The organism is Delftia sp. GW456-R20, assembly GCF_001622915.1.
GTDB classification, from domain to species: Bacteria; Pseudomonadota; Gammaproteobacteria; order Burkholderiales; family Burkholderiaceae_C; genus Comamonas; species Comamonas acidovorans.
The window spans coordinates 704,331-730,755 of record NZ_LWCN01000005.1 but is presented as its reverse complement, the minus strand read 5'-3'; the positions used below and the strand labels follow the sequence as shown (position 1 = coordinate 730,755).

The 26,425-nt window shown below is 69.2% G+C and carries 23 protein-coding genes; 4 read left to right on the top strand and 19 right to left on the bottom strand.

Going from position 1 to position 26,425, the window contains the following annotated elements; translation table 11 throughout:
- Window positions 1-10: 10 nt before the first annotated feature.
- The 4 genes from A4F85_RS27200 to A4F85_RS27185 form a co-directional block, all read right to left on the bottom strand.
- Window positions 11-544 (bottom strand): GNAT family N-acetyltransferase, encoded by a 534-nt coding sequence (locus A4F85_RS27200; protein ID WP_063328365.1) that lies wholly within the window; start codon window positions 542-544, stop codon window positions 11-13.
- A gap of 91 nt (window positions 545-635) precedes the next feature.
- Window positions 636-2,621: an FUSC family protein gene (locus tag A4F85_RS27195; RefSeq protein WP_063328364.1), complete on the bottom strand. Its 1,986-nt coding sequence runs from the start codon at window positions 2,619-2,621 to the stop codon at window positions 636-638.
- Window positions 2,618-3,079, bottom strand: a complete 462-nt coding sequence (locus tag A4F85_RS27190; protein ID WP_063328363.1) for a MarR family winged helix-turn-helix transcriptional regulator — start codon at window positions 3,077-3,079, stop codon at window positions 2,618-2,620. The genes A4F85_RS27195 and A4F85_RS27190 overlap by 4 nt, the downstream gene beginning before the upstream one ends.
- 155 nt (window positions 3,080-3,234) lie before the next feature.
- Window positions 3,235-4,320 (bottom strand): YeiH family protein, encoded by a 1,086-nt coding sequence (locus tag A4F85_RS27185; RefSeq protein WP_063328362.1) that lies wholly within the window; start codon window positions 4,318-4,320, stop codon window positions 3,235-3,237.
- Window positions 4,321-4,452: 132 nt separating this feature from the next.
- Between A4F85_RS27185 and A4F85_RS27180 the strand changes: the two genes are divergently transcribed.
- On the top strand, window positions 4,453-5,358 hold the full coding sequence (locus tag A4F85_RS27180) for a LysR family transcriptional regulator (RefSeq protein ID WP_063328361.1): 906 nt from the start codon (window positions 4,453-4,455) through the stop codon (window positions 5,356-5,358).
- Between the two features lie 6 nt (window positions 5,359-5,364).
- Here A4F85_RS27180 and A4F85_RS27175 read toward each other — a convergent pair whose 3' ends face one another.
- From A4F85_RS27175 to A4F85_RS27165, 3 genes are all read right to left on the bottom strand, one after another.
- On the bottom strand, window positions 5,365-5,847 hold the full coding sequence (locus A4F85_RS27175) for a CreA family protein (RefSeq protein ID WP_013800639.1): 483 nt from the start codon (window positions 5,845-5,847) through the stop codon (window positions 5,365-5,367).
- Between the two features lies 1 nt (window position 5,848).
- Complete coding sequence (cphA, locus tag A4F85_RS27170) at window positions 5,849-8,422, bottom strand: cyanophycin synthetase (RefSeq protein WP_063328360.1); 2,574 nt, start codon at window positions 8,420-8,422, stop codon at window positions 5,849-5,851.
- 66 nt (window positions 8,423-8,488) lie between these two features.
- Window positions 8,489-10,681 (bottom strand): cyanophycin synthetase, encoded by a 2,193-nt coding sequence (locus A4F85_RS27165; RefSeq protein ID WP_063328613.1) that lies wholly within the window; start codon window positions 10,679-10,681, stop codon window positions 8,489-8,491.
- A 218-nt stretch (window positions 10,682-10,899) separates the two neighbouring features.
- Between A4F85_RS27165 and A4F85_RS27160 the strand changes: the two genes are divergently transcribed.
- From A4F85_RS27160 to A4F85_RS27150, 3 genes are all read left to right on the top strand, one after another.
- Window positions 10,900-13,194, top strand: a complete 2,295-nt coding sequence (locus A4F85_RS27160) for a cyanophycin metabolism-associated ABC transporter (RefSeq protein WP_063328359.1) — start codon at window positions 10,900-10,902, stop codon at window positions 13,192-13,194.
- Window positions 13,195-13,197: 3 nt separating this feature from the next.
- Entirely contained in the window at window positions 13,198-13,701 is a 504-nt protein-coding gene (locus A4F85_RS27155) for a cyanophycin metabolism-associated DUF1854 family protein (protein WP_063328358.1), read from the top strand.
- Window positions 13,702-13,856: 155 nt separating this feature from the next.
- Window positions 13,857-14,291, top strand: a complete 435-nt coding sequence (locus A4F85_RS27150) for a hypothetical protein (RefSeq protein ID WP_012207503.1) — start codon at window positions 13,857-13,859, stop codon at window positions 14,289-14,291.
- Window positions 14,292-14,315: 24 nt separating this feature from the next.
- Here the strand turns inward: A4F85_RS27150 and A4F85_RS27145 are convergent, their stop codons facing one another.
- From A4F85_RS27145 to gspL, 12 genes are all read right to left on the bottom strand, one after another.
- Window positions 14,316-14,795 (bottom strand): EF-hand domain-containing protein, encoded by a 480-nt coding sequence (locus A4F85_RS27145; protein WP_063328357.1) that lies wholly within the window; start codon window positions 14,793-14,795, stop codon window positions 14,316-14,318.
- Window positions 14,796-14,857: 62 nt separating this feature from the next.
- Window positions 14,858-15,778 carry a 5'-nucleotidase gene (locus A4F85_RS27140; RefSeq protein WP_043822074.1) on the bottom strand — a complete coding sequence of 307 codons (921 nt, stop codon included), beginning with the start codon at window positions 15,776-15,778 and terminating at the stop codon, window positions 14,858-14,860.
- 16 nt (window positions 15,779-15,794) lie between these two features.
- On the bottom strand, window positions 15,795-17,021 hold the full coding sequence (gene gspF / locus A4F85_RS27135) for a type II secretion system inner membrane protein GspF (protein WP_063328356.1): 1,227 nt from the start codon (window positions 17,019-17,021) through the stop codon (window positions 15,795-15,797).
- Between the two features lie 144 nt (window positions 17,022-17,165).
- Window positions 17,166-17,810, bottom strand: a complete 645-nt coding sequence (locus tag A4F85_RS27130; protein WP_063328355.1) for a glutathione S-transferase family protein — start codon at window positions 17,808-17,810, stop codon at window positions 17,166-17,168.
- Window positions 17,811-17,898: 88 nt separating this feature from the next.
- On the bottom strand, window positions 17,899-18,588 hold the full coding sequence (locus A4F85_RS27125; RefSeq protein WP_013800648.1) for a helix-turn-helix transcriptional regulator: 690 nt from the start codon (window positions 18,586-18,588) through the stop codon (window positions 17,899-17,901).
- 4 nt (window positions 18,589-18,592) lie between these two features.
- Window positions 18,593-19,594 (bottom strand): LLM class flavin-dependent oxidoreductase, encoded by a 1,002-nt coding sequence (locus A4F85_RS27120; RefSeq protein ID WP_016448739.1) that lies wholly within the window; start codon window positions 19,592-19,594, stop codon window positions 18,593-18,595.
- An 85-nt stretch (window positions 19,595-19,679) separates the two neighbouring features.
- Window positions 19,680-19,964, bottom strand: coding sequence for a hypothetical protein (locus tag A4F85_RS27115; protein WP_223275171.1), 285 nt, complete (start codon window positions 19,962-19,964; stop codon window positions 19,680-19,682).
- Window positions 19,965-20,027: 63 nt separating this feature from the next.
- Window positions 20,028-21,389, bottom strand: a complete 1,362-nt coding sequence (locus A4F85_RS27110) for a GspE/PulE family protein (RefSeq protein WP_063328354.1) — start codon at window positions 21,387-21,389, stop codon at window positions 20,028-20,030.
- Window positions 21,390-21,403: 14 nt separating this feature from the next.
- Window positions 21,404-23,770 (bottom strand): type II secretion system secretin GspD, encoded by a 2,367-nt coding sequence (gene gspD, locus A4F85_RS27105; RefSeq protein ID WP_063328353.1) that lies wholly within the window; start codon window positions 23,768-23,770, stop codon window positions 21,404-21,406.
- A gap of 3 nt (window positions 23,771-23,773) precedes the next feature.
- Window positions 23,774-24,577 (bottom strand): type II secretion system protein N, encoded by an 804-nt coding sequence (gspN, locus tag A4F85_RS27100; RefSeq protein WP_012207493.1) that lies wholly within the window; start codon window positions 24,575-24,577, stop codon window positions 23,774-23,776.
- A 2-nt stretch (window positions 24,578-24,579) separates the two neighbouring features.
- Window positions 24,580-25,140: a type II secretion system protein GspM gene (gspM, locus tag A4F85_RS27095; RefSeq protein WP_063328352.1), complete on the bottom strand. Its 561-nt coding sequence runs from the start codon at window positions 25,138-25,140 to the stop codon at window positions 24,580-24,582.
- Entirely contained in the window at window positions 25,137-26,381 is a 1,245-nt protein-coding gene (gene gspL, locus A4F85_RS27090) for a type II secretion system protein GspL (RefSeq protein ID WP_063328351.1), read from the bottom strand. Before gspL ends, gspM begins: the two co-directional genes overlap by 4 nt.
- Window positions 26,382-26,425 lie beyond the last annotated feature (44 nt).

Here is a 26,425-nt window from a genome sequence, read left to right as displayed (position 1 = left end):
GCCTTTGTTTTCATGGGGCGGCAACGCTCGACGTGGCGACCCCTGGTATGCGGTAGACGACGAGCACGTACTTTGAAAGGCTCTGGCGCTCAACCTCCACGCCACCCAGCCCCTGGGCAATGCGCCGGCTGGCGGTATTGGGCTCGGCCACCGGATAGCGCAAGGACTGTGGCGCAAAGGTCGCTCGGGCCCATGCTGCCAGCGCGGCCACGGCTTCGCGGCCGTAGCCCTGGCCATGCACGTCCTCGCGTATCCAGATCCCGAGTTCGGGCTCGGCGTCGCGCGCGCGGTGCAGGCCCAGCAGGCCGGTGAATCGGCCTGACGTGCGCTCGCGCAGCGTGAAGTTGAAGTCCGTGCCGGCCGCGATCTCCTGCAGCCATCCGCGCCAGACCGCCTCGAACTCGGCAGGCATCGACGCCGGCTCGAAGGACAGGTAGCGCGTCAGCGTGGGCGTGATGCAGGCAAAGGCCTCATCGGCATCGGCGGCAGTGAAGGGGCGCAGCGCCAGGCGCTGTGAGGTGATGGTGGTGTCGCTCCACGACATGGATGCTTTCCTTGCAACAAGGGGACAGGGAGCGTGGGGCGCTGCCGGCCTTGGCCGACCTTAGCCGTTCATTCTGGCATGGGTCCGTGCTTCAGCCGGCGTTGCGGAAGAAGGCTTCATGCTGCGCGATCTCATGCGCGGCATGGCGCAGCTGGCGCGCCTGGTCGGGATGGCGTTCGGCCACGCGCTGCGCCAGCGCGCGCAAAAGCGGCGGGCACTGGCCGGGCGCCTGCTGCAGCCGCTGCAGGCGCAGCAGCGCGGCGCGTACGGCGCGGGCGGTGCCGTCGCCCAGGGCCGCTTCCCCGGACAGTTGATGAAGCGCCTGGATGGCGCGGCCCACATGCAGTGCGGCCAGGCCGCACTCCGCTGCCTGCGCACCCAGCTGCCCTCCGGCCTGCTCCGACATGCGCACCAGGCGCAGCAGCCGGTGGTACAGGCGGGCGCGCCAAATGCGGCCATCGCGCGCATGGCCGGGCGTGGCGGCCATGTCCTGCAGCTCGTGGACCATCATGGAGCGCAGGCTTTGCAGCCGGCCCTGCAGCGTGACCGGCAGGATGAAGCGGTAGGCCGCCCAGCCGGCCAGCGGCCCGGACACCACGGCCAGCCCCAGGGCCAGCGCATGGCCGAAGCTGGCCGTCTGCGGGTAGTGGGGCTGCAGCAGGAGCAGCAGCACCATGTTGCAGTCATAGCCCGAGAGCGCGGTGCGCTGGTGCGAGAACAGCAGTGCGCCCACGTAGACAAAGGGCAGCATCAGCCACACCAGGCCCGCCTGGCTGCCGGCGAACGGCCAGACCAGCCACTGGCAGGCCAGGGCCACCAGCACGCCCATGGCCTGGCCCAGGGTCACATGGCGCATGGTGGCCGACGGGTTCTCGAAGCCCGAGAACACGGTCAGCATGATGGACATGCCCAGCAGCATGTAGGCACCGCCGCTCCAGCCCGTCACCACCCACAGCAGGCCCACGATGGCGATGGCCGCGCTGGCACGCAGCATGGCGCGGCGCGCGCCCAGCCAGTCGCTGTGCAGCACCACGGGCCATTGGCGGGCGCGGTGGCCGGGCGGCAGGGCCACGTCATGGGTGGCGGCCAGGTGGGCCTGCAGCGCAAAGCCCATCGGGGCCAGCATGTCGGCTGCGCCGGGCCAGGCCACGGCGGCCTCGCGTGCGCGCACCAGGGCCGCCGCGGCCTCGTGCAACTGCACGCGGGTCTCCAGCGCCAGGGCGGCTTCGCGCAGCGCCTGCGCGGCGGCCAGGGCCTGCGCCTCGCCAAAGGCCGCAGGCGGCTCCTGTGACGGTGCATCGCGCAGCCACAGCAGGGCCGAGATCTGGGCATTCATGAGCCGGCGCAGCGCGTGCACGGCCTCGCGCGAGCGCTGCGAACCGGCGGCGTGCGGGTCCAGCCCCTCCTCGATCACCGCCATGGCCAGCAGGCGGGCGGCGATCTCCTGCGAGCCCAGGGACGAACGGCCGCGCGCCTGCAGGCTGCCGGCCAGATCGCGCAGGAGTTGCGCGAACAGCTGGCGCACCTCGGCATTGCCGGGAATGCCGCTGCCCTTGGGCGTGAACAGCCAGCCCACGAGCAGGGCTGCGAACACGCCGGTCAGCGCCGTGAACAGCCGGTCCCAGCCCAGGGCGAAGACCTGGTCGGGATGGGCGAAGTCCAGCAGCGCGACCATGGCCGCCGAATACCCGGACAGCATGGTGCCGTAGGCCACGAAGCTGCGCTGCAGATTGCCCACGCCCGCGCACAGGCCCAGCCACACGGCCAGGCCCAGCACCAGCCACAGCAGGTTTCCCTGGGCCAGCAGCACCAGGCCCACGCCCACGGCCGTGCCGGCCACGGTGCCTGCGACCCGGAAAAAGCTTTTTTCGAGCAGTTGCCCGCGCAGCGGCTGGGACGCGGCCCAGGTGGCCATGGCAGCCCACTGCGGATGCTCCAGCTCCAGCTGCCAGGCAGCCAGCAGCGCCAGGCAGGCGGCAAAGGCCGTGCGCAGATGCTGGCGCAGGCGCACGGGGTCGAAGCCCCAGCGGACCGAGGCCTGCAGCAGGCGGCCATAGGCATCGTGGAGGGCGCTCATGGCGCGCCTTCAGTGCGCAGCGCGGCCATGCGCGCCTGGATCTTGGCCATGCCGGCCAGTATGGCCTCGACCTCGGCATCGTCCAGGTCCTGCAGCATGGCCAGCTCGGCCTGCAGCATGGTGGCGCGCACGCGGTCCACGGCGCCGTTGCCTTCATCCGTCAGGAAGATGCGCTTGCTGCGCCGGTCGCCGGGGTCGGCGCGGCGTTCCACCCAGCCGTGGCCTTCCAGAATATCGAGCAGGCGCACCAGGCTGGAGCCGTCCAGTCCCACGCGCTCGGCCAGTTCCTTTTGCGTGACGCCGTCGCCCCAGGCGCGCAGGTGGATCAGCGGTGCCCAGGTGGCATCGGTCAGGCCGTCGGCCAGCAGTTGCTCCTCGACCTGGCGGCGCCACTGGCGTACCAGGGTGACCATGAGAAAGCCGAGACGGGCGCGGGGCGGAGCAGAGGCAAAGGACATGCCTCGATTATCTTTGCAATGCAATTAATTTGCATTGCAAATTAATTGTGCCTGCAGTTGATTCAAGGGTATTCCCTTGTTCAGGGGCGGGCCGTCCATGAAAAAGGCCCTGCAAGACGATGCTTTGCAGGGCCGGTCAATGGATGCGGACGGCTTCAGAGCAGGCCCGGCACCCAGCGGTTGAAGAGCAGGCCGGCCACCAGAAGCCATGCGAACAGCAAGGCGGCCAGCAGCAGGGGCTTCGTGCCTGCGGCACGCACGGCGCGGACATGGGTGGTCAGGCCCAGGGCCGCCATGGCCACGGCCAGCAGGGCGTTGTCCAGCTGCACGCCCACCTGCACCACGGCTGCAGGCAGCACGCCCAGGGAGTTCACGCCGGCCATGGCGACGAAGCCCAGCGCGAACCACGGAATGGTGATGCGGCGCGGCTGGCCGTCGCTCACCTGGCTGCTGCGGTTGCCGCGTGCCACGGCCATGGACAGCAGTAGCAGGAAGGGGGCCAGCATCATCACGCGCACCATCTTGGAGATCACGGCCACGTCGGCGGCTTCGGGGGCGATGGCTTCGCCGGCAGCCACGACCTGGGCCACCTCGTGCACGGTGGATCCCACGTACAGGCCGTACTGCGCAGGCGACATGTCCAGCCAGCCGTGGGCGGCGTTCCAGTGGAACAGCGCGGGATAGAGGAAGGTGCCCACGGTGCCGAAGACCACCACGGTGGCCACGGCCACGGCCACGTCTTCGGCGCGGCCCTTGATCACGGGTTCGGTGGCCAGTACGGCAGCGGCGCCGCAGATGGAGCTGCCCGCGCCGATCAGCACCGTGGTGCGCGCATCCAGCCCGAAGACGCGGCGGCCCAGCCACTGCGCCAGCAAGAAGGTGCTGCCCAACACCAGGGCATCGACCACCACGCCGGCCATGCCCACATGGCCTATGTCCTGGAAGGTCAGCCGCAGGCCGTAGAGCACGATGCCCGCGCGCAGCAGGCGCTGCTTGGCCAGGCCCACGCCGGCATGGCAGCCGGGCGCCAGGCGCGGATAGACGGTGTTGCCGATGACCAGGCCGATGCAGATGGCCAGCGTCAGTGCGCTCAGGCCAGAGCCGGCCAGCAGGGGCTGGCGTGCGCCCCAGGTGGCGGCTGCGGCAATGGCTCCGGCCAGCAGCAGGCCGGGCGCAAGCTCGGTCAATTGGCGCAGCCAGCCGGACGGATGGGAGGGGCGTGGGAGGGATGTGGTGTTCATGGTGCCTGCGCGCCGCGTCAGGAGCGCGGTGCATGGGAGGCACTTTAGATTTCTTGGCTATATTCGTATAACGAATAGTTTTTGTAGCACCAACCGGGCAAACAGGTTGATGCCTCGTCCAGACTGCACGCCATGCTGCACCTCACCCTGCGCCAACTTGAAATCTTCTGCGCCGTCGCTCAGGCGGGCTCCACCGTGGCCGCGGCCGACGCCGTGGCCCTGTCGCAGTCGGCCACCAGCGCCGCGCTGCAGCAGCTGGAGCAGGCCATGGGCGCCCAGCTGTTCGAGCGCGTGGGCCGGCGGCTGGCGCTCAACGACGCGGGGCGCGCCCTGCTGCCCGAGGCACTGGCGCTGCTGGAGCAGGCCAGGGGCATAGAGCAGGCGTTTTCGGTGCGGGCCGCCAGCCTGCCCGTGCGTCTGCGCGTGGCAGCCAGCACCACCATAGGCACCTATGCGCTGCCAGCCGTGCTCGCGCACCTGGCGCGCAGCCATCCGCACCTGAGCGTGGACCTGCAGATCGCCAACACGCGCGAGGTGGGCCAGGCCGTGGAATCGCTGGACGTGGACCTGGGCCTGATCGAGGGCACCAGCCACTGGCCGGGGCTGGAGGTCGAGCCCTGGATGCGTGACGAACTCGTCATCGTGGCTGCAGCACAGGACCCGCTGGTGCAGGCCGCGGGTCAGCGCCCGCTGGGCGTGGCCGCCTTGCGCGGTGCGCGCTGGCTGCTGCGCGAGCCGGGCTCGGGCACGCGCGAGATGGTGGAGCATGCCTTGCTGCCGCATCTGCACCAGTTGCCGGCCGCCGCCACGCTGGGCAGCTCCGAGGCCATAGCGCGCTGCGTGGCCCAGGGCTTGGGCGTCAGCTGCCTGTCGCGCGTGCTGGTGCAGGCCCTGGTCGCCTCGGGAGAGTTGGCCGTGCTGCCGACCACGCTGCCGCGCATGTGGCGGGATTTCTCGCTGGTGCAGCGGGCGGGCAAGCGCCGCTCGCCGGCGCTGACGGCCTTTGTGCAGGCCTGCCGCCAACACGCCCAGGACTGAGGCGCGTTATTTGCCCAGCGGAATCGGCGTGCTGCGCGGCACGGGCACGGCGGTGACGCTGTTTTGCGGCGAGCCTTCGATCACGCGGTCCGAGTAGGTCATGTAGACCAGGGTGTTGCGCTGCGCATCGACCATGCGCACCACGCGCAGGCGCTTGAACAGCAGCGAGATGCGCTCGGTGAACACCTCGTCCTGCTGCTTGAGCGGCGCAGGGATCTGGATGGGTCCGGTCTGCACGCAGCTGATCGAGGCTTCGGCGCGGTCCTCGGCCAGGCCCAGGCCGCCCTTGATGCCGCCGGTCTTGGCGCGCGAGACATAGCAGGTCACGCCCGCCACCTTGGGATCGTCATAGGCATCGACCACGATCTTGTGGTCCGGGCCTATGAATTTGAACACCGTGTCCACCGCGCCCACCTGCTCGGCGCGCGCACCGCAGGCGCCCAGCAGCAGCGTGGCCAGGGCGGCCGTGAGCAAGGCCCGGCCGTTCATGTCAGGCCTCACCCGCCACATGGCGGCGCAGGTGTTCGAGGGCTTCCTCGACCTGGTCCACCAGCACCAGGCACAGGTCGCCGGGCGTCAGCCGCGCCAGCGCATGGTCGATGGCGTTGAACTCACCCTGGATCTGGGTCACGTAGTCGGTGCGCGGTGCGCCTTGCAGGCCTTGCTGCAGCAGGGCCAGGACTTCACCGTCGGCGCGGCCGCGCTGGCAGGCATCCTGGTAGAGGATGACGTCGTCGAAGGCCTTGCCCAGGATCTGGGTCTGCTCGGTGATGTCCTGGTCGCGGCGGTCGCCCGCGCCGCTGATCACTACGCTGCGGCGCTGGGCCGGCATGGCGTCCACGGCCTGCACCAGGGCGCGGATGGCGTCTGGGTTGTGGCCGTAGTCGGCGATCAGCGTGGCGCCACGGTAGTCCATGACGTTGAAGCGGCCCGGCGCGTTGTCGCTGTCGTTGACGAAGCCGGCCAGGCCGCGGCGGATGGTCTGCCAGGGCATGCCCACGCCCCAGGCGGCGGCGATGGAGGCCATGACGTTCTCTACCTGGAAGCTGATGGTGCCGTTGCGCGTGATGGGGATCTCGCGCAGCGCGATGGTCTCGCGCCACGAGCTTTCGGCCGCGACGATGCTGTCGCCGTCCACGTAGACCACGCGGTTGCCCTGGGCACGGTGCGTGGCCATCACGGGGTGGTGGCGGTCGGCCGCGAAATAGATGACCTTGCCCGGCGAGGTGGAGGCCATGGCGGCGACCAGCGGATCGGCCGCGTTGAGCACGGCATAGCCGTCGGTGGCCACGTTCTGCACGATGACGCGCTTGAGCACGGCCACGTCTTCCACCGTGGTGATGTAGTTCAGACCCAGGTGGTCGCCCGCGCCCACGTTGGTGACCACGGCCACCTGGCAGCGGTCGAAGCCCAGGCCTTCGCGCAGGATGCCGCCGCGTGCGCATTCGAGCACGGCCGCATCGGTCTCGGGGTGGGCCAGGGCGTTGCGCGCGCTGCGCGGGCCCGAGCAGTCGCCGCTGTCGATCTGGCGGCCGTTGACGTAGACGCCATCCGTGTTCGTCATGGCCGTGCGCCAGCCATGCGAGGTGAACAGGTGGGCGATCAGGCGCGTGGTCGTGGTCTTGCCATTGGTGCCGGTGACGGCCACCAGCGGGATGCGGCCATCCTGGCCCGGCGCGAACAGCTCATCGACCATGGGCACGCCCACGTTGCGGGGCTTGCCGAAGGACGGCGCCAGGTGCATGCGCAGGCCCGGTGCGGCGTTGACTTCGACGATGCCGCCGTTTTGCTCTTCCAGTGGGCGCAGCATGGTCTCGCAGACCACGTCCACGCCGCAGATGTGCAGGCCGATGGTCTGGGCGGCCTCCACGGCGCGCGCGGCGATGTCGGGGTGCACGTCGTCCGTCACATCGGTGGCGCTGCCGCCGGTGGACAGGTTGGCGTTGTTGCGCAGCACCACGCGCTGGCCCTGGGCCGGCACGGATTCGGGCGTGAGCCCTTCGGTGGCGATGCGCGCGATGGCGATGTCGTCCAGGCGGATCTTGGTCAGCGCCGTGCCGTGGCCCGAGCCGCGGCGCGGGTCCTGGTTGACGATGTCCACCAGCTCGCGGATGGTGTGCTGGCCGTCGCCCAGCACCTGGGGCGGCTCGCGGCGCGCAGCGGCCACCAGCTGGCCGCCGACCACCAGCAGGCGGAAGTCATGGCCGGGCAGGAAGCGCTCGACCATGATGTCGTCGCCGAATTCCGAGGCGGTGGCGAAGGCGGCCTTGAGCTGCTCGTGCGTGGTGATGTTGACCACCACGCCCTTGCCCTGGTTGCCGTCCTGGGGCTTGACCACCACGGGCAGGCCCACTTCCTGGGCCACGAGCCAGGCTTCTTCCACATCCTTGACGGGGCGGCCCAGCGGCACGGGCACGCCGGCGGCGTGCAGCAGGCGCTTGGTCAGGTCCTTGTCCTGGGCGATGGACTCGGCCACGGCGCTGGTCTGGTCCAGCTCGGCGGCCTGGATGCGGCGCGCCTTGGAGCCCCAGCCCAGTTGTACCAGCGAGCCCGAGGTCAAGCGGCGGATGGGAATGCCACGCGCCACGGCCGCATCGACGATGGAGCCGGTGGAGGGACCGATGCGCTCGTCCTCGTCGAGTTCGCGCAGCTGGGCGACCACCTTGTCGGCGTCGAAGGGCGTGTCGGCCAGGGCCGACTGCAGCAGCTCGCCGGCCTGTTCCATGGCCAGGCGGCCGACGGCCTCTTCGGTGTACTCCACCACCACCTGGTAGGTGCCGGTCTCCACGGTTTCATGCGTGCGGCTGAAGGTCACCGGGCAGCCGGCCTGGGCCTGCAGCGACAGGGCCGCGACTTCCAGCACCTGGGCCAGCGACAGGCGCTGGTCGGCGCCGTGCGGCTGCAGCGTGCCGATCTTGGGAAAGCGCGCGCGCAGCCGGTCCTCGAAGCCGGGCAGGGCCGAGTAGTCGCACTCGCCGGGCTCGCATTGCACGATGGCTTCGATGGCGGTGCTGCGGGTCCAGAGATTGGGGCCGCGCAGGGCTCGGATGCGGGTGATCTGCATAGTGTCTTCTTTCGGAGGGCAGGCCCGCGTCGCCGGGCCTGCCTGCATGTCATCGTGTGGTCGGGCTCAGGCGGCGGTGGCTGCGGCGGCCGGCGTGTAGTCGAAGGTCTTGATGCCGGCGACGATGAGGTCGGGGGCAATGTCCATGGACCACGCGGCGGCAATGGCGGCCAGCAGGGCCGGCGTGTCCGGGCGCAGGCCGCCGGGCAGGCTCAGTGCGTCCAGCGTGCCCAGCACGCGCTCGGCAGCGCCCGTGGCCAGGATCACCTGGTTGCCGCGCACGAAGACGGCGCGGCCTTCGCTCTCGGAACGGTGGGCCGCGACCACGGGGCTGTCTGCCTGCATCGAATAGAACAGCACCTCGCCGTCGCACAGGCGGGCCAGGTCGGCCACCTGTTCGATGTCGGCATTGAGGACGCCCGCGCCTTCGTCCAGCACCACGTCGATCTGGGTGCGCATCACGCGCGTCATCTGCGACTGCTCGTGCACGTCATGGTCGGGCAACTGTTCGAAGCCGTCCATGTCGGTGACCACGCCGACCAGGCAGCGGTCGTAGGCCAGGCCTTCCTCCAGAATGGAGCGGGCCGTGGTCTGGATGACGGCGGCCTGGGCCAGGCGGTTGGTCAGCAGGCGGTGGGCACCGGCCCAATTGGCGGTGTTGGTCTTCTGGGTCTGGCGGTTGGACAGGAACATGCCCTCGCTGCTGGCCACGCCCGTGAGCTTGCCCGACAGTTGCAGCAGCCAGCCCACCAGGCGGGCCGTGAAGCCGTTGTTGCGCGTGCCGGCAATGCCCACCAGGGGGATGCGGCCTGCACCCGTGCCCTCTTCGGTGCGCGGGAACAGGTGGTCGGCGATGGCCATGCCCACGGGGCGCGGCGCGCCGCTGGTGGGCTTCAGGTGCATCAGCAGGCCGGGGCCGGCGTTGACTTCGAGGATGGCGCCGCCCTGCTCCTTCATGGGGCGCGAGACGTCCTGCAGGATCATGTCCATGCCCGCGATGTCCAGGCCCACGATCTTGGCGGCCAGCGTGGCCATGTAGGCCACTTCGGGGTGGACTTCATCCGTGCAGTCGATGGCCATGTTGCCGTTGCGCTGCAGCAGCACGCTGGTGCCCTGGGCGGGAATGGTGTCGGGCGTGACGTTCTGGCGCTTGAGCTCCAGCTTCACGGCCGGGGCTTCGAGGTTGATCCAGTCCAGCGGGTATTCCTGCTCGGGGCCGCGGCGCGGGTCCTGGTTGACCACGGCGACCAGCTCGCGCAGCGTGGACTTGCCGTTGCCGGCCACGCTCACGGTCTCGCCACGGCAGGCCGCCACGACCTTGCCGCCCACCACCAGGATGCGGTGCTCGGTGCCGTCGATGAAGCGCTCGACGATCACGTCGGAGCCTTCGGGCTGGGCCAGCGCAAAGGCGGTCTTGATGTCGGCCTCGTCGCGCAGGTCCAGCGTCACGCCACGCGCGTGGTTGCCGTCCGAGGGCTTGACGGTGACGGGAAAGCCGATGTCCTGCGCCACTTCCCAGGCTTCTTCGGGACTGTTGACGATCTGGCCTTCGGGCACAGGCACGCCGCAGGCGGCCAGCAGGCGCTTGGTGAAGTCCTTGTCCTGGGCAATGCCTTCGGCAATGGCGCTGGTCTGGTCGCTCTCGGCGGTCCAGATTCGGCGCTGCGCGGCGCCATAGCCGAGCTGCACGAGGTTGCCGTCATTGAGGCGGATGTGGGGAATGCGGCGCTCGCCTGCAGCATCGACGATGCAGCCCGTGCTCGGGCCCAGGTAGCGGTCGTTGATCTCGGTCTTGATGGCCTTGACGGCGGCCTTCAGGTCGAAGGGCTCGTCGTTGATGGCGGCCATGATCAGCCGGTGGCCGTAGGCCAGGGCCGTGCGCGCCACGGTTTCCTCGGGGCAGCGGAAGACCATGCGGTAGATGCCGCGCTGGGAAATCTCGCGCGTCTGGCCGAACTCGGCCGGCATGCCCGCCAGGTTCAGCAGCTCGATGATGATGTGCTCCAGCACATGGCCGCACCAGGTGCCGCCTTCCAGGCGCTGGATGAAGCCGCCGCGCTCGCCCACGCCGCAGTGGTGCTCGATCAGGTCGGGCAGCCAGGCCGTCAGGCGCTCGTTGAAACCGTCAAGCTTGTTCGAGGGATAGTCCTCCAGCTCACCAAGATCCAGCCAGACCTCCAGCACGGGACGGTAGGTCCAGACGCTGGGTCCACGCAGGTAGGTGGTGCGCAAGAGTTGGATGTCTTTGAATTTCGCCATGTCGATCAACGGGTAAGCGTGAGCGACGACCCGGGTGCGGATCGCCGGAGAATGGGAGAGGATTGTGCGCTCAGAAAGCCCATGCGCAGTGCTGTCAGCCTAAACCAGGGTTGGCGCGTTGAGCAGGGTATGCCGTGCAAAGCGCGGGATATCCACCGGGGAGCTGCGGTTGCCCGCATGACACCAGGAGCCGCCAGGGGCGGGAAAAACAACTCAACATGCAAGAACACCATTCTGTGGACGTTTCGGCCTTCCTTGCCAGCCCCCGCGGGGCTGGGCTGCGAGCCAGGCTCGCTTCCAATGAAAACGTGCTGGCCCTCGTCCCGGTTGACCTGACCCTCGATATGCGCTTCGGCGAAGGCTGGGTTGTGCTGACCAACCAGCGGCTCCTCGCCTGTGATCCTGCAGATCAGCAGTGGAGTGAGTGGGCACTATCCATTGATCAGAATCTGCGCACGCTGGACCACGGCGGCGTGGGCAACCTCGAACTGCACGGCCCTGCGGCGCGGCTGGCGCTGTGGCGCTTCACGCTGCGCCACCAGGCGGCCGTGCTGCGCCTGCTGCAGCAGTTCGACCATGAGCGCGAGCGCCTGGCACGCGGCGAGGACTTCGCCGAGCCCGAGGACGACGTGCCCCGCTGCCCGGCCTGCCAGGCCGAGCTGCCGCCCGAGGCCGACGAATGCCCGGCCTGCGCGCGCCAGCAGGGTCCGCAGACCTCCACCTGGGTGCTGCTGCGCCTGTGGCGCTTTGCCCATCCCTACCGGCACCAGCTGTTGCTGGGCTTTTTGCTGACGCTGGCCTCCACGGGCGCCACCCTGGTGGCGCCCTACCTGACGATTCCCATCGTGGACAAGATCCTGATCCCGTTCCAGAACGGGCAGCAGATCGACAGCAGCCTCGTGGTCTTCTACCTGAGCGGGCTGCTGGCGGCGGCGCTGGTGGCCTGGGGCCTGGGCTGGGCGCGCACCTTCGTGCTGGCCAAAGTGTCCGAGCGCATAGGGTCGGACTTGCGCACCACCACCTACAACCACCTGTTGACGCTGTCGCTGGACTACTACGGCAGCAAGCGCACGGGCGACCTGATGGCGCGCATCGGGGCGGAAACAGATCGCATCAATTTGTTTCTATCCTTGAATGCGCTGGATTTCGCGACCGACGTGCTGATGATCGTGATGACCTCGGTCATCCTGTTCTCCATCAATCCGTGGCTGGCCCTGGTCACCCTGGTGCCGCTGCCCTTCATCGCCTGGATGATCCACCTGGTGCGCGACCGCCTGCGCACGGGCTTCGAGAAGATCGACCGCGTCTGGTCCGAAGTGACCAATGTGCTGGCCGACACCATCCCCGGCATCCGCGTGGTCAAGGCCTTCGCCCAGGAAAAGCGCGAGGCCGACCGCTTCGCCCAGGCCAACCTGGTCAACCTGCAGGCCAACGACAAGGTCAACAAGACCTGGTCGCTGTTCACGCCCACGGTGACGCTGCTGACCGAGATCGGCCTGCTCGTGGTCTGGGGCTTCGGCATCTGGCTGGTGGCTGGCGGCCAGATCACGGTCGGTATCCTGACGGCCTTCATCGCTTACATCGGCCGCTTCTACAGCCGCCTGGACTCGATGAGCCGCATCGTCTCGGTCACGCAGAAGGCGGCGGCCGGCGCCAAGCGCATCTTCGACATCCTCGACCACGTGAGCAACGTGCCCGACCCGGTCAACCCGGTCAAGCTGCCGCGCGTGCAGGGCGCCATCACGCTGGACAACCTGAGCTTCCGCTACGGCAGCCGCGCCGTGATCAAGAACCTGGATCTACAGATTCGCCCGGGTGAAATGATCGGCCTGGTCGGCCACAGCGGCTCGGGCAAGAGCACCTTGGTCAACCTGATCAGCCGTTTCTATGACGTGAGCGAGGGCTCCATTCAGCTCGACGGCGTGGACATCCGCCGGCTCAAGGTCTCGGACTTCCGCAGCAACATCGGCCTGGTGCTGCAGGAGCCCTTCCTGTTCTTCGGCACCATTGCCGAGAACATCGCCTACGGCAAGCCCGATGCCACGCGCGAGGAAATCGTGGCGGCGGCCCGCGCTGCCCACGCCCATGAATTCATCCTGCGCCTGCCGCATGGCTACGACTCCCTGGTGGGCGAGCGCGGCCAGGGCCTGTCGGGCGGCGAGCGCCAGCGCATCTCCATTGCGCGCGCACTGCTGATCGACCCGCGCATCCTGATCCTGGACGAGGCCACCTCGGCCGTGGACACCGAGACCGAGAAGGAAATCCAGAAGGCGCTGGACAACCTGGTGCAGGGCCGCACGACGATTGCCATTGCCCACCGCCTGTCCACGCTGCGCAAGGCCGACCGCCTCGTGGTCATGGACCGGGGCGAGATCGTGGAAGTGGGTCCGCACGACGAGCTGATGGAAAAGCAGGGCGCCTACTGGCGCCTGTACCAGGCCCAGGCGCGGCGCGCCGAAGAGGATGCCCAGGCCGCAGGCCTGACCCTGGCCGCAACCACCATCGAGGAGTAAGCCATGTCCAACGCCCAACATTCCGCTGCCGGCGCCGATCTGAGCGGTGTGCGCATGGAGCGCAACGCCCATGGCCGCCTGGTGCTGATCCTGGCCGACGGCACGCGCCACGAATCCGTGGTGCCCGTGCGCGCCTTTCCGATTGCCGCACCGCTGGAAGGCCTGTCCCTGGTCTCCGTCGATGGCAAGGAGGCGCTGTGGGTGGACCACATGGACCACCTGCCGGCGCAGGCCCGCATGCTGATCGAGGAAGACCTGGCCGTGCGCGAGTTCGTGCCCGTCATCCAGCGCATCCACAAGGTGTCCGGCTTTTCCACGCCCAGCACCTGGGACCTGGAGACCGACCGGGGGCCCGTGCAGCTCGTGCTCAAGGCCGAGGAGGACATCCGGCGCCTGTCGGGCCGCACGCATCTGATGATCACCAGCCAGGACGGCGTGCAGTTCAGCGTGCCCGACAGCACGGCGCTGGACCGCACCTCGCGCAAGCTGCTGGAGCGCTTCCTCTAGCGCCTGGTCGAGGTGAACAAGGGGTTTACCCTTGGTTTGAGGCAGGCCGAAGCGTCTTTCAAAAAAAGCGCTTCAGTTCTTTCAGCTTCTGTCGATGATGAGGCGACGGCGGGAAATTCCCGCCCACAGCACACATCCAGCAAGAGGGTCGAGCCATGCCAATTCCACCTGTTGACCGATCACCCATACCGTGGCGCCCGCAAAGCGCCGATCTGTACTCCACCGGTGCGTCGGGCGCGGTGCCCGTGCGTCCTGTGAACGCCACCAACGCCGTCGAATCCACGGACCGCATCGGCGAGGGCCGGGTGGTGCGCGATCCTGAAAAGCCGTCCGTGGTGGACCAGGAAAACCGCGACTGGACGCTGGCCGAAGAGATCAAGCAGAAGGAAGAGGTCGAGGAGCCGCCCAAGGAGCCGATCTCCAAGCAGCTCATCGAGTTCATCCAGTCCATGTGGCGTGCCAGCGCCATGGCGGTGGAGCAGGCCCAGGAGGTCAGCAAGGCCGACGATGTGGCCCGCAACAAGATGCAGGTGCGCGATGAGCCTTTGACCTATTCGGAACCCAAGGTCAAGCGTACCGGCGGTCTTTGAGTGTCAGGGGCCGGGCAAGAAGGCTCAGTCCTTTGAGCCTTCGCCTTCCTTCTTGTCCCTGGCAGCGGGTGCGGCTGCAGCATGCTCGGCTGCCGCACGCTCGGCGGCCTTTGCCTCTTCGACCTGCGCCTTGGCCTTTGCCTTGTCGCGTTCGGCGCGGTACTTGACGGCAAAGGCCTGCACCTCCGCATAGGAGACGTAGCCGTCCTTGTCGGTGTCGGCCTCGTCGAAGGCCGCCGACAGGCGCGGGAACAGCGCCACTTCGGCACGGCTGAGCTTGCCGTCCTTGTTGAAGTCCAGCATCTTGAATTCGCGCTGGGCCTTGATCTCCCCCTTGGTCAGCGGCGCCGGGCTGGCCGTTGCCTGCTCGGTGGCTGCGTTTTCTGCCGCCTGCGCGCGCGCGGCGGGCAGCATGAAGGCGCTGGTCAGCAGCACGACGACGGCGGCCTGCAGCAGCGGTGGCCGGCGCAGCAGGGCAGAGCGGTTCATGAGGGGAAAATGCATGGGCTTTATTTGGGCACGGAACCGGCATTTGCAAGCACGGCCGGCCCGCCCTTTGCAATTGTTTACTTCGGCGGATCGGCGTCCGGATTGGAGATGCCGCTGCTCACATGGCCTGCCGGCACGTGGCGCGCGGCCGAGTTGACGTGGCCGGTCTGGTCGTCGAAGAAGAAGTCCGGCTCGAACTCGCGCAGGAACGGGCCCTTTTCCAGGCCGCCGAGGAACATGGCCTCGTCCACCGCAATGCCCCATTCCAGCAGCGTGCGGATGGCACGCTCGTGCGCCGGTGCGCTGCGCGCCGTCACCAGGGCCGTGCGAATGCGCATGGTCTGGGACGAGTCCGCCTGCTGCTGCAGCCGGTGCAGCGCCACCAGCAGCGGCTTGAACGGCCCTTCCGCCAGCGGCGTGGCGGCATGGGAGACCTCGTGGCGCAGAAAGGCCGGCAGCCCGCCTTGCTGGTAGACGCGTTCGGCCTCGTCGGAGAACAGCACGGCATCGCCGTCGAACGCGATGCGCACCTCCTGCGGATAGCGGTCGCCTGCCGGCGTGGAATCGACCATCACGCGTGCGGCAGGAAAGCCGATGGACAGCGCCCTGCGCACATCGACCTCGTTGGCCGAAAGAAACAGGTGGGCGCCCAGTGGCCGCAGGTAGGAAAACGGATCGCGCCCGCGCGTGAACACGCCGCGCTCTATGTGCATGTCGGCAGCCTTGGCCGAGGCGAAGACCCGCATGCCGCTGGCCGGGTCGTTGCGCGACAGCATCATCACCTCCACGCGCTGCACCTCGGGCGTATTGAAGGCCAGCAGCTTGCGCACCAGCGGGAAGGCGATACCCGGGCGTGCGGGCTGGTGCACCAGGTCCAGCTGGCGGCGCATGTAGGCCTGCTCGTCACCGGCGTCGAACAGCCGGTTCTCCTCCTCGAAGTCGAACAGCGCCCGCGAGGATATGGCGACGACCAGCTTGTCTTGCAGGGTCACGGACATGGCTTGGCGCTTTTCGCTATTTGACGAACTGGTTGAGCTGGATGATGGGCATGAGCACGGCCAGCACGATCAGGGCCACGACCATGCCCATGGCCACGATCAGCAGCGGCTCCAGGATGGTGGCCAGGTGCATGGCGCGGCGCTGCACCTCGGTGGACAGCTGGTTGGCCGCGCGCTGCAGCATCACGGGCAGCTGGCCGGTCTGCTCGCCCAGGCGGGCAAACATGGAGATCAGGCCCGGGAAGCGCTTTTTCTGCGCCAGCGCCGAGGCCAGCGGCGCGCCCTCGCGCACCAGGGCCAGCGCGTCCATGGCGTCGGCACGCAGCGCGCGGTTGCCCAGCGTTTCGGCTGCGGCCTGCAAGGCCTTGAGAATGGGCACGCCTGCGCCCGCCAGCATGGCCAGCGTGCCGGCAAAGCGTGCCGCATTGTAGTTGCGCGCCAGCCGGCCGATCAGCGGCAGGCGCAGCCACCAGGCGTCGAAGCGCTCGCGCAGCACGGGGTTCTTCATGGACAGCCGGAATCCCACGGCGCCCAGCATCAGGGCGATCAGCGCGGCCCAGCCATAGCTGCGCACGAAGTCGCTGAGCGCCAGCATGGCCACGGTGAGCCAGGGCAGGGCGCGCTTGGTGCCGGCGAACACGCTGGCCACCTGGGGCACCACGTAGCTGACCAGGAACAGCACGATGACGATGGCCACCAGGGTCACGATGGCCGGGTACAGGGCTGCGCCGATGAGCTTGGACTGCAGGGCCTGGCGCGATTCCAGGTCGTCGGCCAGCCGCTCCAGCACCGGGCCCAGGCTGCCGCTGGCCTCGCCGGCGCCGATCACGGCGCAGTAGATGTCGGAGAACTCGCGCGGGTGCTGGGCCAGGGCGCGGGCAAAGGTGGAGCCTGCGTTGACCTCGGCGCGCAGCGCGGCCACGAGGTGGTGCTGGCGCGGGTCGTCGGCTTCTTCGGACAGCGCGGCCAGGGCGCGCTCTATGGGCAGGCCTGACCCGACCAGCCCCGCCATCTGGCGCGTCCAAACGGTCAGTCCTGTGGAGCCAAGGACGGGGCGGGTCAGCCAGCGCGAGGCGCCGCCCTGCGGGCCGGACGCGGAACCCGAGGCCACGATCTCCACGGCCATGGGCACCAGGGCCTGGGCCCGCAGCTGGCTGCGCGCGGCACGCGCGTTGTCGGCTTCGATCGTGCCCTTGCGGGTCTGACCTTGTGCATCCAGGGCTTCGAAGGAAAAGGCAGGCATGCGCGGCGGGAGTCGGGAAGGGCTGGGAAAGGGATGGCGTTCAGGAAACGCCAGGCGGCGATCCAACCCCCGATGGTAGCCGCTGCCGGTGACGGCTGGATGGCGAGGCCGCCGCCGCGGTCGGCGGCAGCCCCTGCCTGGTCCTTATGCCGGCTGGGCCGCGAGGTCCGCTTCGTTGAGCTGGATGGAGCGCAGCGAGGCCGGGCGTTCCATCAGCGGCTGGCCGTAATCGCTGAATTCGGGCAGCGCGGGCAGCAGCTTCATCATCGTGCCCCAGCGCAGGTAGCTGGCCATGAGCACGTCGGCCGCGGTGAACTGGTCGCCGCACAGGTAGCGCCTGCCGGCCACGGCCTGGCGCAGCGTCTGCACCACGTCGTCATAGCGGCCATAGCCGGCGGACATGGCCTGGTCGGCCGTCTGCTGCTCCAGGTGGCCCTGGCTCTTGGCAGTTATCAAGGCGTCGACGGGGCCGGCCAGGAAGAACATCCAGCGGTGGTAGACGCCGCGCAGCGGGCTGTCCACGGCCGGTGCGAGCCTTCGTTCGGGGAAGATGTCGGCCAGATAGGCAAGGATGGCGGCCTGTTCGGTGATCACGGTCTCGCCGTGCACCAGGGCGGGGACCTTGCCCATGGGGTTGACAGCCAGGTAGTCGGCAGCCTTCATGGTGCTGCCGTATTCCAGCCGCACGGGCTCATAGCGGGCGCCGCATTCCTCCAGCATCCAGCGCGCGATGACGGCGCGCGAGCGGGGGTGGAAGTAAAAGCGCAGCGGCTTGATCGAGTCGTTCATGAAGGCTCCCAGTGGTTTGAATGCATGGCGAGAAGGCCATGGGAGCGACTGTAGGAGGCCATGCTGACAGTTTTTGTCAGCAGTGGTGTCAGCGGACCGTGTAGCCCAGTTGCCGCGACCAGCGTTCGATCAGGCCGCTGCGGTGGTCGGGATAGCGTTCCTGCAGATCGGTGACGGAACGCACGCGGTCGGCACGGAAATGGCGGAAGTCCTGGCGCAGTTCGCACCAGGCCGCAAGAATGCGCCGCTGATCGAAGAAAGCCATGGCAAAAGGCCAGATCTGGCGCTCGGTCGGCTGGCCCTTCTCATCCGTGTAGTGCAGCAGCACCCGGTGCTGGCGCCGTATCGCCAGGCGCAGCGCGGTCTGCCAGGGCTCGGTCACGGACTCGTGGCAGATGGGCGGCACAAGCAGGCCGCTGGTGTCCACCTCAATGCGCAGCTCCAGCGGCAGCGCGCTGCGTATGCGGTCCAGCGCGGCGGTGGCGGCCTGGGCGAGCTCGGGGTCGGCCTGGCGGCTGGCCCAGCGCGCGCCCAGCAGCAGGGCTTCCAGCTCATCGGGCGTGAACATCAGCGGCGGCAGCAGAAAGCCGGGCCGCATCTCGTAGCCCACACCCGGGTCGCCCGCAATCGCTGCACCCTGTTCGCGCAGGGTGGCAATGTCGCGGTACAGGGTGCGCAGGCTCACGTCCAGCTGCCGGGCCAGCACCGGCCCGGCCTGTGGCAGGCGCGCGCGGCGCAGCAGGTCGATCAGCTGCAGCAGCCGGGCGGAGCGGCTCATGCCTTCAGCGGCCCATGACGCCGGCCGTGATCTCCAGCGAGCGCAGGCGCAGGTCGCGGTCATACACGTCGCTGACCAGGATCAGCTCGTCGGCCTCGGTGTCGGCCTGCAGCTTCTGCAGGCGCGTGCGCACCTTGTCCGGGCCGCCGATGGAGGCCACGGCCAGGAAGTCGCCGATGGCGCGGCGCTCCTGCTCGCCGAGCTGGGCCGCATAGTTCTCGATGGGGCGCGGCAGCAGTCCGCGCCGGCCCGTGATGATGCCCAGCACGCGCTGGTAGGTGCTGCTGGCCAGGTACTCGGCCTCGTCATCGGTGGGCGCGGCGATCACGGGGGCGCCGACGATCACGTAGGGCTTGGCCAGTTGGGCCGACGGCTTGAACAGGCTGCGGTACAGCTGCACGGCCTGGTAGAGCATGCGCGGCGCGAAGTGCGAGGCAAAGGCGTAGGGCAGGCCCAGGTGGGCGGCCAGCTGGGCCGAGAACAGGCTGGAGCCCAGCAGCCAGATCGGCACGTTGGTGCCCGCGCCGGGCGTGGCCACCAGCTTTTGATCGGGCGTGGCCGGGGCCAGCAGGCGCTGCAGCTCCATCACGTCGCGCGGGAAGTCTTCCTCGGTCTCGACGCGGTCGCGGCGCAGGGCGCGCATGGTGGCGCCATCGGTGCCGGGCGCACGGCCCAGGCCCAGGTCGATGCGGCCCGGGTACAGCTCGGCCAGCGTGCCGAAGGCTTCGGCGACCACCAGCGGGGCATGGTTGGGCAGCATGATGCCGCCCGAGCCCACGCGGATCTTCGAGGTGCCGCCTGCGATATGGCCGATCAGCACGGCCGTGGCCGAGCTGGCGATGCCGGGCATGTTGTGGTGCTCGGCCAGCCAGTAGCGCTCGAATCCCAGTGCCTCGGCCTTGCGGGCCGTGGCCAGCGCAATGTCCAGGGCCTCGGCGACGGTGCCGCCTTCGCGCACGGCCACGAGGTCGAGCATGGACAGACGGACTTCATTGAATGATGTCATGGCAGGTTCCAACTTCCAGTTCACGGTGGGTGGGGGCGGCGCGGGCCTTGCCGCGCCAGGGCATTCCTGGTGCGCGTTCGCGCACTCAGTTTCTTCTGGACATTTCCCGTGCGCAGGTGATGCCCAGCACCACGCACCAGACCAGGGGGAGGATGGCAGCCGCCAGATGGTTCTCGCCCTGCTGGATGGCCAGCCAGGACAGCGGCAGCGCCACCAGCGCCGACAGGCGGATGACGCGGCGCAGTTGGCTGGTGGACAGCCGGGACTTGAACCACCACAGGGCGATGTAGCTGATCAGGCTCAGCGTGGCGACCCACAGGAACAGGTCGCCGCCATAGGGAGCGCTCCAGGCGCGTAGGGATTCCAACATGCCGACCATTGTGGCAAACGGGGATGCCCCGTGCTGCGCAGGGTCGGGCGTGGCCGCCTGCGCCTAGTCGCGCGTGACGCGCAGCACTTCCTCGGGCGTGGTGATGCCCTCGCGCACCAGCCGCTCGCCGTCGTCGCGCATCAGGTGCATGCCCGAGGCCAGCGCGGTGTCGCGGATCTCGGCCTCGCTGGCCTGGCGGTGGATCTGCGCGCGGATGGTGTCGTCCACCACCAGCATCTCGAAGATGCCGGTGCGCCCCCGGTAGCCGCTGGGCTCGGTGGTGTCGATCTTGCGTACCAGGCGCTGTGCCAGCACGCCCAGCAGGGAGGACGACAGCAGGAACGGCTCCACGCCCATGTCGATCAGGCGGGTGACGGCGCTGGAGGCGTCGTTGGTGTGCAGCGTGGCCAGCACCAGGTGGCCCGTCAGCGAGGCCTGGATGGCGATCTGCGCGGTCTCGAAGTCGCGGATTTCGCCGATCATGATCACGTCCGGGTCCTGGCGCAGGATGGCGCGCAGGGCCTTGGCGAAGGTCAGCTCGATCTTGGCGTTGACCTGGGTCTGCCCCACGCCGGCCAGCTCGTACTCGATGGGGTCTTCCACCGTCATGATGTTGCTGTGGCTGGCGTCCATGCGCGACAGCGCCGCGTACAGCGTGGTGGTCTTGCCCGAGCCCGTGGGGCCGGTGACCAGCACGATGCCGTGGGGCTGCGCCGTCATGTGGGTGAACCGCCTCAGCGTCTCGCCCTGCATGCCCACGGCTTCCAGGCTGAGCTTGCTCTCGCTCTTGTCCAGCAGGCGCAGCACGGCGCGCTCGCCATGGGCGCTGGGCAGGGTGGAGACGCGCACGTCGATGGCGCGCGTGCCCAGGCGCAGGCTGATGCGGCCGTCCTGGGGCAGCCGCTTTTCGGCGATGTCCAGGTCGGCCATGATTTTCAGGCGCGAGATCAGCGCCGCGTGCAGGGCCCGGTTGGGCTGCACGACCTCGCGCAGGTCGCCGTCCACGCGAAAGCGCACGCTGGAGTGGCGCTCATAGGGCTCGATGTGAATATCGCTGGCGCCGTCGCGCGCGGCCTGCGTGAGCAGGGCGTTGAGCATGCGGATGATGGGTGCGTCGTCCGCAGTCTCCAGCAAGTCCTCGACGGCGGGCAGCTCCTGCATCATGCGCGAGAGGTCGGCGTCGGACTCGACCTCGCTGACCACCAGGGCCGCGCTGGACTCGCCCTGCGAATAGGCGGCGCTGATGCGGTGCGCCAGCGTGCCCGCATCCAGCATCTGCCAGCGCTGCACCGCATGCTTGCGCTGGACTTCGGACAGGGCCTGCCAGTCGGGCGAGGGGCCGTGCCAGAGCAGGGGCTCGTGGCCGTCGTCCTCGATCAGCAGCTGGCTGGTGCGCGCAAACGAATAGGGCAGGGGATAGCGCATGGGGCCTTCCTGCCTCAGAGCGCGCCGGGGGCTGCCGGCACGGCGGGAGCGGCGGGCTGCGGCTGGGTGAAGTCGATCAGCTCGGGCTTTGCGCCCGGCACGTTGACGATGGCGGCCGGGTTGGTGAACGAGCCGGGGTCCGGCTGCGGCGTCAGCGTGGGCAGCACGGGCGCGGCATTGACCGAGCGCAGCAGGGCGCTGGGTTCGGGCTGCAGGCTCTGTTGCTGCGCGCGGATGGCTTCGTAGCGCTCGGAAGAGACCTGGTTGGTCGCAGTCGCATCGCGCATCACCACGGGGCGCAGGAAGACCATCAGGTTGGTCTTGTTGCGCTTGCGGTTGGTGTTGCGGAACAGGTTGCCGACCACGGGGATGTCGCCCAGCAGAGGCACCCGGTCCTCGGCCTGGGAGTAGTTGTCGTCGATCAGGCCGCCGAGCACGACGATGTTGCCGTCCTCGACCAGCACGTTGGACTCGATGGAGCGCTTGTTGGTGGTCAGGCCGTTGGTGTCCTTGCGCGTGGACTCGTCCACCGAGGAGACCTCCTGGAACACGGCCAGCTTCACCGTGCCGTTCTCGTTGATCTGCGGGCGCACGCGCAGCATCAGGCCCACGTCCTTGCGCTCCACCGTGGTGAACGGGTTGACCGTGCCGCCCGTGGAGTTGCTGGCGTAGGAGCCCGTGACCATGGGCACGTTCTGGCCCACGATGATGCGCGCCTCCTCGTTGTCCAGCGTCATCAGGTTGGGCGTGGACAGGATGTTGGCGTCACCGCTGTTTTGCAGGAAGTTGGCCAGAAAGCCCAGAGTGTCCTTGCCGTTGACGCGCTGCGTGAAGCCGAGGTTGGTGCCCCTCAGGCTGGTCAGCGTGTCGCCCGTGATGGCACTGCCGTCGAGGCCTCCATCCTTGACCAGGCCGAGCAGGTTCAGGATGTTGGCGCCCGCCACATTGGAGTTCGTGCCCAGGGTGCCGATCACGCGGCCGTTGTTGCTGAGCATGGCCTGCCACTGGATGCCGAACTGGGCCAGCCGGTTGTCCTTGATTTCGACGATCAGGCTTTCGATCAGAACCTGGGCGCGGCGGCCGTCGAGCTTGTCGATCACGGCGCGCAGTTGGCGATAGACGGGCGGTGGGGCCGTGATGATCAGCGAGTTGGTGGACGGATCGGCCTGGATCATGCCGCCCGTGGACGGCTGCTGGGCCACGCCCAGCGCGCCGCCCCCGCCGCCGCTGCCCAGGCCCGAGGACGAGCCCATGCCCATGGATGCCGTGCCGCTGGAGTCGCGCGAGACCACGGGCTGCGAGGTGGGAATGGAGGACATGCCGCCGCCCTGCGGCGTGGTGCCGCCCGCACCGGGCTGGCCGCTGGCCGTGCCCGCGGCCGTGGCCTGGGCGCCTATGGCTGCGCGCAAGGTGGCTGCCAGCGCCACGGCGTCGGCGTTCTTCAGATAGACCACATGGATGTTGCCCTGGTCGCCGCCGCCGTTCATGGCGGGCTGGTCCAGCCGCGCGATCAGCGAGCGCACCTGGGCCAGGCGTGCGGGGTTGGCCGCGCGCAGCACGATGGAGTTGCTGCGCGGCTCGGCCATCAGCGAGGTCTTGAAGGCGTTGTCGCTCTGGCCCGGAATATTGGCGCCGCCGGCGGTCACGGTGAGGCCGCCGGGGCTGGCCGTGCCGCCTTCGATCAGGCGCGACACCAGGGCCACCATGTCGGTGGCCACGGCATGGCGCAGCGGGATGATTTCGACATCGGTGGCGTTGGACACATCCATGGTCGCCACGATGCGCGAGATGCGCTGCAGGTTGTCAGCGTAGTCGGTGATGACCAGCGAGTTGTTGCCCGGGTTGACGTTAATGGTGTTGTTGGGGCTGATCAACGGGCGCAGCACGGGCACCAGGTTGGCCGCGTTCTCGTAGTTGAGCTTGAAGATCTGGGTGACGATCTGGCTGCCCGCGCTGCTGCGGCTCGCGCCCACGGCCACTTCGCTGGCCTGCAGCTTGGCGTCGGCTTCAGGGATGACCTTGTACAGGCCGGCCGATTCGACAATGGTGAAGCCCTGCAGGCGCAGCGCGGCCAGGAACTGCTGGTAGGCGGTGGCAGGCGGCACGGGCCTGTCGGTCAGCAGCGTGATCTGGCCCTTGACGCGGGGGTCGACCACCACGTTGCGGTTGGTGATGGCGCCGATGGCGCGCGAGACGGCCTCGATGTCGGCGCCTGAGAAATTCAGTGTCACAGGCTCGCCGGGGCGCAGGCTGGGCGTGGCGCCGGCCGGTGCATTGGTCTGCTGGGCCTGGGCGGTGCCAGCGGTGCAGGCCAGCATGGCGCTGACGGCCAGCGTGTGCAGGGTGTTGCGCCAGAACGGGGTCGTGTGCTGCTGAGTCATGGATCAACCAAAGGAAATGATGGACCGGGGCCCCTGGCGCCGTCCCAGAATGTTGAGCAGGTTGGACAGCGCGGTTTCGCGCTCCGGGCTGGCCGAGGCCTCGCCCTGGAAATGCAGCCGCTGGCCCACCCATTGGCCCTGGCCGCTCAGGCGCAGGTCGCCGGTCAGGGTACTGAGCTGCAGCTGCGGACTGTCGCCCCCGAGGATGTCCAGCCGGTAGCTGCCCAGCGGGCGCAGCGGTGACAGGCGTGAGGATACGGCCAGCGCCTCCAGGCGCGTGCTGCCTTCGCTGCGCCAGCGGCCCGATTGCCACAGCAGCTGCAGTTGCAGGGCCTGCGTGGCCAGCCGCAGCTGGCCTTGCAGGTCCACCGTGTTCCAGGGCGTGCCCAGACCGGACAGCAGGGAGGCGGGCCAGCGCGTGTCGCTGTCATGCACCACGGCGCTCAGGCCCTGCCAGCGGGGCAGCAGGTCCAGCACCACGGGCGTGGGTGTGCAGCATTCGCTGCGCAGTTGTATGCGGGCGCCGTCCAGGCGGGGGCGCAGCGTCCATTCCAGCCGTGTGGGCAGGGCCGTGCGGTCGCGGCTGCCGGCGCCTCCGGTGAAGACCAGGGAGGCCGAGCCATTCCACAGCGTGCCGCGCGGCTGCTGCAGCAGCACCTGGCCCTGCGTGGCCGAATCCACGCCGCGCGCCAGCCAGGCGGCGGGCGCCCAGACGACGGTGGTGGCCACCAGGCCGCACAGGGCACCGGCCAGCGCCCAGCCGCGCGGTGCGCGCAGGGCCGGCTGGGTGCGGGGCTTGCGTTGCATGCTCAAGGCGCCCGCGACGGATCGAAGGGCAGGTCCAGCACCAGGCTGCCATCCCAGCGCACGGCATCGGCACCGCCTGCCGCGCCGGAGGCGGCGGCAGTGCTTGCAGATGCACTGCGGGCCAGTTTCATCTCGGCCGGAACGGCGTGGGTGTTGCTGCGGACCTGGGCCAGCCAGCGCGCCAGTGCGGCGGCGGGTGCGGCCTTGAGCGTGATCTGTGCGCGGTCGCCCATCCAGTTCAATTGGGCGGAGGCGCCCAGTTCGGCGGACAGCGAGCTTTGCAGCAGCGCCTTGGCATCGCCGACCACGGGGCGTGCGTTGCCGCGCAGCTGCTCGGCCTCGGCCTGCAGCAGCTGCATCTGGCGCAACTGGCGGTCGGCCTGGGCATGGCGTTCGGGCGCGGTGCGCAGGCTGTGCAGGGCGGGGGCCAGGGCCACCCACCACAGCAGGGCCAGTGCCACCACGCCACCGGCCAGCAGGGTCATGTTCTGTTCACGCGGCGCCAGGGCATTCCAGCGCGCGCGCAGGGGTGCCAGGCTTTGGCGGGATGCGCGCATGTTCATGGCCGGGCCTCCTGGGCAAGCAGCAGTTCGGCGCCGTCGCGCTGCAGTCGCAGGCCGCTGCCGGCCAGATGTTGTTGTGCCTGCTCCAGTGCCTCGGCCTCCAGCGAGACGCCCTTGAGGCGCAGCTGCCGGTCCTGGTAGTCCATGGCCTGGGGCAACTGTCCAGCGGGCAGGGCCCGGGATGCGGCGGCCAGCAGGGGCTCCAGGTCGCCCTGCGTCAGCGCGCCGGCGGTCTGGCGCAGCGTGGCGACTTCGCGCTGCATTTGAACGGGCGCGTCGACGATGACGGGCACGCGGGGGAAGCTGGTGGCCAGCGTGGAGCGCACCTGGACCTGCTTGGCTGCGATGGCGCGGTTCTCGGTCCAGGCCCAGGCATTGAGGCCCACTACCTGGGCCAGCAGGGCGAGCACGGCGCCCCAGCGCGCGGCCTTCCATTGCGGCGCGCGCAGAAAGCTCTGCCAGCCGTCGAGCATGCGCCGCCGTGTGCGGCTGCCGCCGCCCAGATCCAGGTCGAACTGCGCCAGATCCCAGCTTTGTGCGCGGGCCGCCAGGCCGCGCTGGGCGTCCGTCAGCAGGCTGACGGGGCGCTGCAGGGCCTCGGCGGCGCGGGCCAGCGCCGGGTCGGCCTGGATCGGGGTGTCAGGGGGCAGGGCCTGAAGCAGGGCTGCCAGCATGGCGGGGTCGGCACTGTCGGTGCGCAGCGGCAGGCAGGCCAGCGAGTCCATGCCCTGCGGGGCGGTGCTCAGGCCGGTGGCCAGCAGCCAGGCCGATTCGGGTGAGCCCACGGCCCAGAGCTGGGGCGTGGCCTGGGGTGGGCATTCCGGCACGATGCGGCCCACGGGCCGCCCTGCGGATTCCAGGGCCTGAAGGTGGGCATGGAGCCAGGCCTTGTTGCAGGCGGCAACCCAGCAGGGCTCGCCTGCGCGTGCCTGCGGCTGCAGGGCCAGGTGCAATTGGGAGGGCTCGTCGAGCAGGCGCTCTTCCAGCAGCCCGTCGAGCACGGCGCGCAGGCGCACATGTCCGCGCCGGCTTCCCGTAGGCACGCCATGGGGGAGGCTGACCAGATGCCAGGACAAGGCCTGGTGCGGCACCACGGCAACCGTCTGGCCGGTGCGGCCAGGATCGGGCAGCAGGCCTGCGGCGGCGTGGCCATGCCGGTCGGCGCGCAGGCCGTCACTGCTGAGTGCGTAGGCGTATTCGCCAGCGGGGCCCGCAGGCAGATGAAGAATCAAGGTGCTCATGGGCGGAAGCGGGCATTGTAGGGGGCGAGTGTGACAGCCATCTG

What these genes read in the sequence shown, in the direction of transcription:
- A4F85_RS27200 (WP_063328365.1), bottom strand. Translation starts at nt 544, where the DNA reads ATGTCGTGGAGCGACACCACCATCACCTCACAGCGCCTGGCGCTGCGC.
- gspD (WP_063328353.1), bottom strand. Translation starts at nt 23,770, where the DNA reads ATGACTCAGCAGCACACGACCCCGTTCTGGCGCAACACCCTGCACACG.
- A4F85_RS27125 (WP_013800648.1), bottom strand. Translation starts at nt 18,588, where the DNA reads ATGAGCCGCTCCGCCCGGCTGCTGCAGCTGATCGACCTGCTGCGCCGC.
- A4F85_RS27140 (WP_043822074.1), bottom strand. Translation starts at nt 15,778, where the DNA reads ATGTCCGTGACCCTGCAAGACAAGCTGGTCGTCGCCATATCCTCGCGG.
- A4F85_RS27115 (WP_223275171.1), bottom strand. Translation starts at nt 19,964, where the DNA reads ATGTTGGAATCCCTACGCGCCTGGAGCGCTCCCTATGGCGGCGACCTG.
- gspF (WP_063328356.1), bottom strand. Translation starts at nt 17,021, where the DNA reads ATGCCTGCCTTTTCCTTCGAAGCCCTGGATGCACAAGGTCAGACCCGC.
- A4F85_RS27120 (WP_016448739.1), bottom strand. Translation starts at nt 19,594, where the DNA reads ATGACATCATTCAATGAAGTCCGTCTGTCCATGCTCGACCTCGTGGCC.
- gspL (WP_063328351.1), bottom strand. Translation starts at nt 26,381, where the DNA reads ATGAGCACCTTGATTCTTCATCTGCCTGCGGGCCCCGCTGGCGAATAC.
- A4F85_RS27165 (WP_063328613.1), bottom strand. Translation starts at nt 10,681, where the DNA reads ATGGCGAAATTCAAAGACATCCAACTCTTGCGCACCACCTACCTGCGT.
- gspN (WP_012207493.1), bottom strand. Translation starts at nt 24,577, where the DNA reads ATGCAACGCAAGCCCCGCACCCAGCCGGCCCTGCGCGCACCGCGCGGC.
- A4F85_RS27160 (WP_063328359.1), top strand. Translation starts at nt 10,900, where the DNA reads ATGCAAGAACACCATTCTGTGGACGTTTCGGCCTTCCTTGCCAGCCCC.
- A4F85_RS27150 (WP_012207503.1), top strand. Translation starts at nt 13,857, where the DNA reads ATGCCAATTCCACCTGTTGACCGATCACCCATACCGTGGCGCCCGCAA.
- A4F85_RS27185 (WP_063328362.1), bottom strand. Translation starts at nt 4,320, where the DNA reads ATGAACACCACATCCCTCCCACGCCCCTCCCATCCGTCCGGCTGGCTG.
- A4F85_RS27175 (WP_013800639.1), bottom strand. Translation starts at nt 5,847, where the DNA reads ATGAACGGCCGGGCCTTGCTCACGGCCGCCCTGGCCACGCTGCTGCTG.
- A4F85_RS27155 (WP_063328358.1), top strand. Translation starts at nt 13,198, where the DNA reads ATGTCCAACGCCCAACATTCCGCTGCCGGCGCCGATCTGAGCGGTGTG.
- A4F85_RS27190 (WP_063328363.1), bottom strand. Translation starts at nt 3,079, where the DNA reads ATGTCCTTTGCCTCTGCTCCGCCCCGCGCCCGTCTCGGCTTTCTCATG.
- cphA (WP_063328360.1), bottom strand. Translation starts at nt 8,422, where the DNA reads ATGCAGATCACCCGCATCCGAGCCCTGCGCGGCCCCAATCTCTGGACC.
- A4F85_RS27110 (WP_063328354.1), bottom strand. Translation starts at nt 21,389, where the DNA reads ATGCGCTATCCCCTGCCCTATTCGTTTGCGCGCACCAGCCAGCTGCTG.
- A4F85_RS27130 (WP_063328355.1), bottom strand. Translation starts at nt 17,810, where the DNA reads ATGAACGACTCGATCAAGCCGCTGCGCTTTTACTTCCACCCCCGCTCG.
- A4F85_RS27195 (WP_063328364.1), bottom strand. Translation starts at nt 2,621, where the DNA reads ATGAGCGCCCTCCACGATGCCTATGGCCGCCTGCTGCAGGCCTCGGTC.
- gspM (WP_063328352.1), bottom strand. Translation starts at nt 25,140, where the DNA reads ATGAACATGCGCGCATCCCGCCAAAGCCTGGCACCCCTGCGCGCGCGC.
- A4F85_RS27145 (WP_063328357.1), bottom strand. Translation starts at nt 14,795, where the DNA reads ATGCATTTTCCCCTCATGAACCGCTCTGCCCTGCTGCGCCGGCCACCG.
- A4F85_RS27180 (WP_063328361.1), top strand. Translation starts at nt 4,453, where the DNA reads ATGCTGCACCTCACCCTGCGCCAACTTGAAATCTTCTGCGCCGTCGCT.